Annotated in this window: 4 protein-coding genes; 2 read left to right on the top strand and 2 right to left on the bottom strand. The window is 67.2% G+C overall.

Going from position 1 to position 5,655, the window contains the following annotated elements:
* Nucleotides 1-35 precede the first annotated feature (35 nt).
* Entirely contained in the window at nt 36-2,279 is a 2,244-nt protein-coding gene (locus tag U9980_RS10335) for an MMPL family transporter (protein ID WP_322767716.1), read from the bottom strand.
* 187 nt (nt 2,280-2,466) lie between these two features.
* Between U9980_RS10335 and U9980_RS10330 the strand changes: the two genes are divergently transcribed.
* Entirely contained in the window at nt 2,467-3,081 is a 615-nt protein-coding gene (locus tag U9980_RS10330; protein ID WP_322767715.1) for a TetR family transcriptional regulator, read from the top strand.
* Nucleotides 3,082-3,337: 256 nt separating this feature from the next.
* Nucleotides 3,338-5,263 (top strand): plasmid pRiA4b ORF-3 family protein, encoded by a 1,926-nt coding sequence (locus tag U9980_RS10325; protein ID WP_322767714.1) that lies wholly within the window; start codon nt 3,338-3,340, stop codon nt 5,261-5,263.
* A gap of 162 nt (nt 5,264-5,425) precedes the next feature.
* On the opposite strand, the gene U9980_RS10320 is transcribed toward U9980_RS10325, so the two are convergent.
* Nucleotides 5,426-5,655: DUF6343 family protein (locus U9980_RS10320; protein ID WP_322767713.1), on the bottom strand; the 230-nt coding region annotated here is incomplete at its 5' end.

Below are 5,655 nucleotides of genomic sequence, written 5' to 3'. Positions count from 1 at the left end.
CCACGGTCGAGAAATCACCTGTCCACGTGGGCCTGTCAGCTGTGCCCGCCGGGACCGGGCTGCGCCGACCCGGCGGTACCGGCCTGTGCCGGCACGCCGGCACCGGGCGGGACCGGCGTGTAACGAATCTCCTCGCCCTGGTCCGTAGGTTCTACCGAGACCGTGGGCAGCACCCGGTCGAGTCGGGCCGGCAGCCACCAGTTCGCCCTACCGCACAGGTGCATCAGCGCGGGCACCAGCACGGTCCGGATGACGAACGCGTCGATCACGACCGCGAGCGCGAGGCCCAGACCGAACATCTTGATCACACGATCGTCCCCGAGCATGAAGGAGCCGAACACCAACGCCATGATCGCTCCAGCCGCGCTGATCACACGACCGGTTTCGGCCTGACCCAGCGAGACGGCGATCCGGTTGTCCCGGCGCGCGAGCCACTCCTCGTGCATCCGGCTGACCAGGAACACCTCGTAGTCCATGCTCAGTCCGAAGAGGATGGCAAAGATCATCACCGGTAGGAACGGCTCGATCGGCCCGGGCTGGATGTCGAACAGGTCGGACAGCCATCCCCACTGGAAGATCGCAACGAGCACCCCGAAGGACGCGGCGACCGCGAGCAGGTTCATCACCGAGGCCATCAGCGGGATGACGACGCTGCGGAACACCACAACCAGCAGCAGGCAGGCGAGGCCGATGACCACGGCGACGAACAGAGGCAGCTTGTCCGCGAGCACATGCGCGAAGTCGTCGAAGATCGCCGTTACGCCGCCGACGTGGACGACCAGCGAACTGCCCCTGGTCGACGCTGGTATGACCTCATCCCGCAGCCGATCGAGCAGCTTGGAGGTCTCGGCGTCCTGCGGGCTGGTGGTCGGGTAGAGCGTCACCGTCGCGGCGCGTCCGTTGGGACTTTCCCGCGGCGCTGACACCGACGCCACTCCGGGTGTGTCGTGCAACGTTGCGACCAGCCTCGACAGGGCACCGCGGTCCGCCGGGGAGCCAATCTCAGCGGCGAGCACGAACGGACCGTTGAATCCGGCGCCGAACCCTTCCGCGAGCAGGTCATACCCCCGTCTGGACGTCTTGGACTCCGGTCCGTTGCCCTGATCGGAGGAGCCGAGCCGCAGGGAGAAGAAGGGCACGGCCACGACCACGATCAGTCCCGCCGCGATCACGGCCGAAAGGGCGGGACGCCGCTCGATCCGGCGGGCCCAGTTCCACCAGAAGCCGGTGGCCACCTCGGGTTCCCCACCAGCGGCCGCAAGCCTCGCCCGCTCCTTCCGGCTGAGCACCTTCATCCCGAAGAAGCCGAACAGCGCGGGCAGCAGGGTGACGGCGGTGGCCATGGTCAGAGCCACCACGAGCGCCGCGCCCACGGCGACCCCGACCAGGAAGTCCACCCGCAGCGCGAGCATCCCGAGCAGGGCGATGCACACGGTGACACCCGCGAACATGACCGCGCGACCGGAGGTGTTGATGGCCGTGACGACCGCATCCTGCGGACTCCGCCCGGCCCGCAGCGCGGTCCGGTGCCGGTTGACGATGAACAGGGCGTAGTCGATGCCAACGCCCAGGCCGATCAACGTGGCCAGGGTCGGCCCGAATTCGGCGATGTTCATCGCATGGGAGAGCAGTCCGATGAGAGAAAGCCCGACTCCCAGCGCGATGATCGCGGTGATCAGCGGCAGAGTCATGGCCAGCAGCGTGCCGAAGGCAATGAACAGGATCACCGCGGCGGCGGCGATACCCACCAGCTCGCTGGTACTGCCGAGGTTCTGTTCCGCGACGCTGATCGGGTTGCCGGACAGCTCCACCTGCAGGGCACCGCTGTCCGCGGCCCGAGCCGTGTCGACGATCGCGACAATGTCGTCCCTGGGGATCTCGTTCGCCAGCCTGTCCAGCGCTACGGTAGCGAACGCGGTCCGGCCGTCCGTACTGAACCGACCGACCGTATCGGGGCCGTAGGGGCTGGTGATCTCCACGACATGAGACAGCCGCGCGACAGAATCGAGCATCCGGGAGGCGGTGGCCTGCACCTGTGGATCCCGCAGTGTCCCGGAACGGGCATGCAGGACGATCGACGCGCTGTCCCCCGACGCCGCGGGGAACTCACGGGCAAGGAGATCCATCGCCTCCTGCGAACCGGTCCCCGGAAGTGAGAAGACGTTCTTGTAATCCGTACCGGCAGCGGCGCCGGTCACGCCGACACCCAGCACAGCCGCAAGCCAGAGCAGCAGGACAAGGCGGCGGTGCTGGAAGCTCCAGCGGGCCAGTGTTGGCACAGGTTCCCCTCTTGCCACGACAGACGAAGACGGTCATCGACAGATGGGACGCTCGGAGCCCGGGAAACGGCCTGTGTCGACGTGACCGCAAGCACGATCATCTCGAGCACACACTCAACACTCGTAGACTCAATGACCATAGAAAGAAGTTCGGAGGTCAGTCAACGTGCGTGGAGTGACACCTTCTGTGATATCGGACACGCCGCCCCTCGGACGGGCTGAACGTCGCGCCCGCACGAGAGCCGCGATCCTCGCCGCAGCCCGCACAGTGTTCGGCGACTGCGGCTATCAGGGCGCGACGATCCGCGCTGTCGCCGGCCGGGCGGACGTGGATCCAGCCCTGGTCATGCAGCACTTCGGATCGAAGGAGGCGCTCTTCATCGCCGCCGCCGAGATCGAACTGGGCATCGACGACGCCCTACCCGGGCCAATTGACGATCTGGGTGAACGCCTGCTCTGTACGCTGCTGGAGCGGCTTGAGTCCGCCCCGGAGGCGACCGTGTCCATGCTGCGGTCGATGCTCACCCACGACCAGGCCGCCGAGGCGGTGCGGGCCGCAATGATCGACAAGGGAGCCAGTCCGCTCGCCGACATAATCATCGGCGACGACGCCGAGCTGAGATCCGGACTCGTCGCCAGCATGATAATCGGCCTGATAATCACGCGCTACCTACTGAAGATCCCTAAAGTCGCGGAGGCACCCGCCGAGCGCCTGATCCCCCTGTTCGGGCCCTGCCTGCAGAGACTGATCACACCAGCGGACCCCGGAACCGCGCCGGGGGAACCACGAGACACGGCCTGAGAACGACCGGCAACAGGGGTCTCGGATCAGCGAGCGGGGAGCCAGGTAGAGGAGATCAAAGGCGGACGTGCTTCCCCATCTCGAACTCGGGGATGCCGTCGCGCAGCAAATCGCAGATACGATCGACCCGCTCGTACACGACCACCTTGTGGCCGGCGCGGGTGAGGTGTCAGGCCGCAGCGCCGGGCCACCGCGACGCTCGGCATGGGGAAGCCCGCCCGCGCTTGCCTGGTCGCGGCTTGTTACGATAACGGGCGTGAGTTCCGCCAACCGTGCCAGGAAGAAGTCCGGTCGCACTCTGGCGAAGAGCCGTAACCGGAGCGCACCGTCGCCGTACGCGCCGGTCCTTGACGACGCCGCCGAGCTTCATCGCGAGGAGTCGATACTCATCGCCGAAGCGTGGGCGTCGCAGCTGCTGGGGCAGATCTGGGTTGCCGGCTGGGCTGACGACGCGGCCGACGGCGCCCACGACCCGAACGACTTCCTGCAGAACGAGGTCGAAGCGTTGATCCGCCATATGGCGGGCCAGCGCACGCCCGCCGGGTTGGCGGTTCTGCGCGCGCTGGCGCTGGTGGGTGAAGATTGGACGCGCGAGTTGGCCACCGAGGCCGGCCGAAAGCTCGCCAGCCGCGGCGTCCCGGAACCCGCGTGGGTCGCACATACCGACGTCGCCGAACTGACCGACGCCCTGTCGATGACCGACATGTTCGGCGATGTCGAAGTGATCACGCTCGGCTTCCGGCGAGCCGACACCGAGCACGCTTTCGTGGTCTTCGTCGACCACGCCTCTCTCGCGGGCATCTTTAAGATCATGATTGGCGAATTGGCGGACGACGGCATCACCGGACTGGTCGAGATGTTCGGCACGCAAGGATCACTTGCCGAGCCGATCCCGCTGCCTGCCGCGCAGGCCAGGGCCCGGCTCGATGAGGCCCTCGACAGGATGCTCGATCACGGGCCGCCGGAGGTGGAATACGAGCGGGACGCACCGGCGGCGGAGAAGGCCGGCAGCGACGATGACGGTGACGCGGACAGCGATGACGAGGGCGACCCGGCTGGTGGCTGGGCACTGCTGCGGGCACGGCTCGACCTGCTGCCCGACGATCAACTCGCCGACGCCGACGCCGACGATGGTGACGGTGACGGGCTCGACATCGAGCTGATCGATGACGAGGCCGACCGAGAGGAAGCCGAGCGAGTCGCCGCGGAATTCCTGGCATCCGACCACGCCGAGGCGCTGCCCGATCGCGAGGCGGCCCGGATCTGGGCGCGGATGGCGGCCGACTGGGCTCTCGACCTGGGACGACCGGCGCAACGCTACGGCCCGCTGTCGCTGGGGTACTTTCTCATCACCGAAGTGAGCCAACACATCGCGCTCGGGGCCGACGACCTCGCACTGCTGCCAGCCGTCATCCGGGCCTGGGCGCACTTCACCACCGACGCTCGCGAGCTGGGCTCCGCCGCGCACGAGCAGTGGGACGAGCAGCTGCCGGACATACTGGACGAGTTCGTGGCCTCCTACCGGGAACCCGATGCGGCCGACCACCGCGCCACCTGCGCCGATGTCATCGACTTCCGTCTGTATGAAACCGAGACCAGTTCCGAAGCCGTGTTCGACAGACTGTACGCGTCGGCCCCCGCCTTTGTGCGCAGGCAACTCGACGACGCCGAGCTGGCCGTGCATCCGCCCACGATCCCCGCTGCCTCGGTGGAATCGGCGGGAACCGTCCATCAGATCAAAGTCCTGCTACGCGGGTCGAAACCGCCGATCTGGCGTCGGCTTGAGATTTCCTCGACGAGCACGCTGGCGGATCTGCACAACGTGATCCAGGCCGCGTTCGACTGGGACGACGACCACCTGTGGATGTTCACAACCGCGTACGGAAAGTTCGGCTGCTCCCCCGACCTGGGCGATCGGGATCCGGATGAGGCGACCATCGCCCAGATCGCCGGGGAAGGCGTCACATTCCGCTACCTCTTCGACTTCGGCGACGATCTGGACCACGACGTCATTGTTGAAAAGGTCGTTCCCGTCACGGCGGGCGCCGCCTATCCGCAGTGCATCGGCGGACGCCAGCCCGATCCCGTCCAGTACTACTTCGACGAGGACGGCGAAGGCCGTGCCGACGCGCTCTTCGACAAGGACGTCATCAACGCCCGCCTCGCGAGACTACGCAGCTAGCCTACGGCCGACGGCCAAGAAACCGGGCGGTAGGTCGTTGTGGTCACGGGAACGGCAGTTTCCACCTACGGCCGACGGCCACGAAACCGTACGGTAGGTCATTGCGGTCACGGGAACGGCAGTTTCCACCTACGGCCGACGGCCACAACATCGCCCAAGCCCTCAGCGTCGTTCCCGGCGCATCCGCCGGACGATCACGGTGAGGTCGACCACCGCCGTCAGCGCGATCACGCCGAGCAGGACGGCCGGGACCGGCTGGTCGGAAACGGCGTAGTACACACAGGCACCCGCGCAGAACAGCAGCCCGAACAGGGCGAGAGCCAGGCGTAGACCCAACGCGCTGCGGGCGGGCGGGAATCCACCCGGGCCACCGTCCACTGCACCATCGCCCC

The sequence above is a fragment of the Protofrankia sp. Cr1 genome (assembly GCF_963555865.1).
Lineage (GTDB): Bacteria > Actinomycetota > Actinomycetes > Frankiales > Frankiaceae > Protofrankia.
Note: the sequence above shows the minus strand (reverse complement) of the source record. Positions and strands in the feature narration are given on the sequence as shown.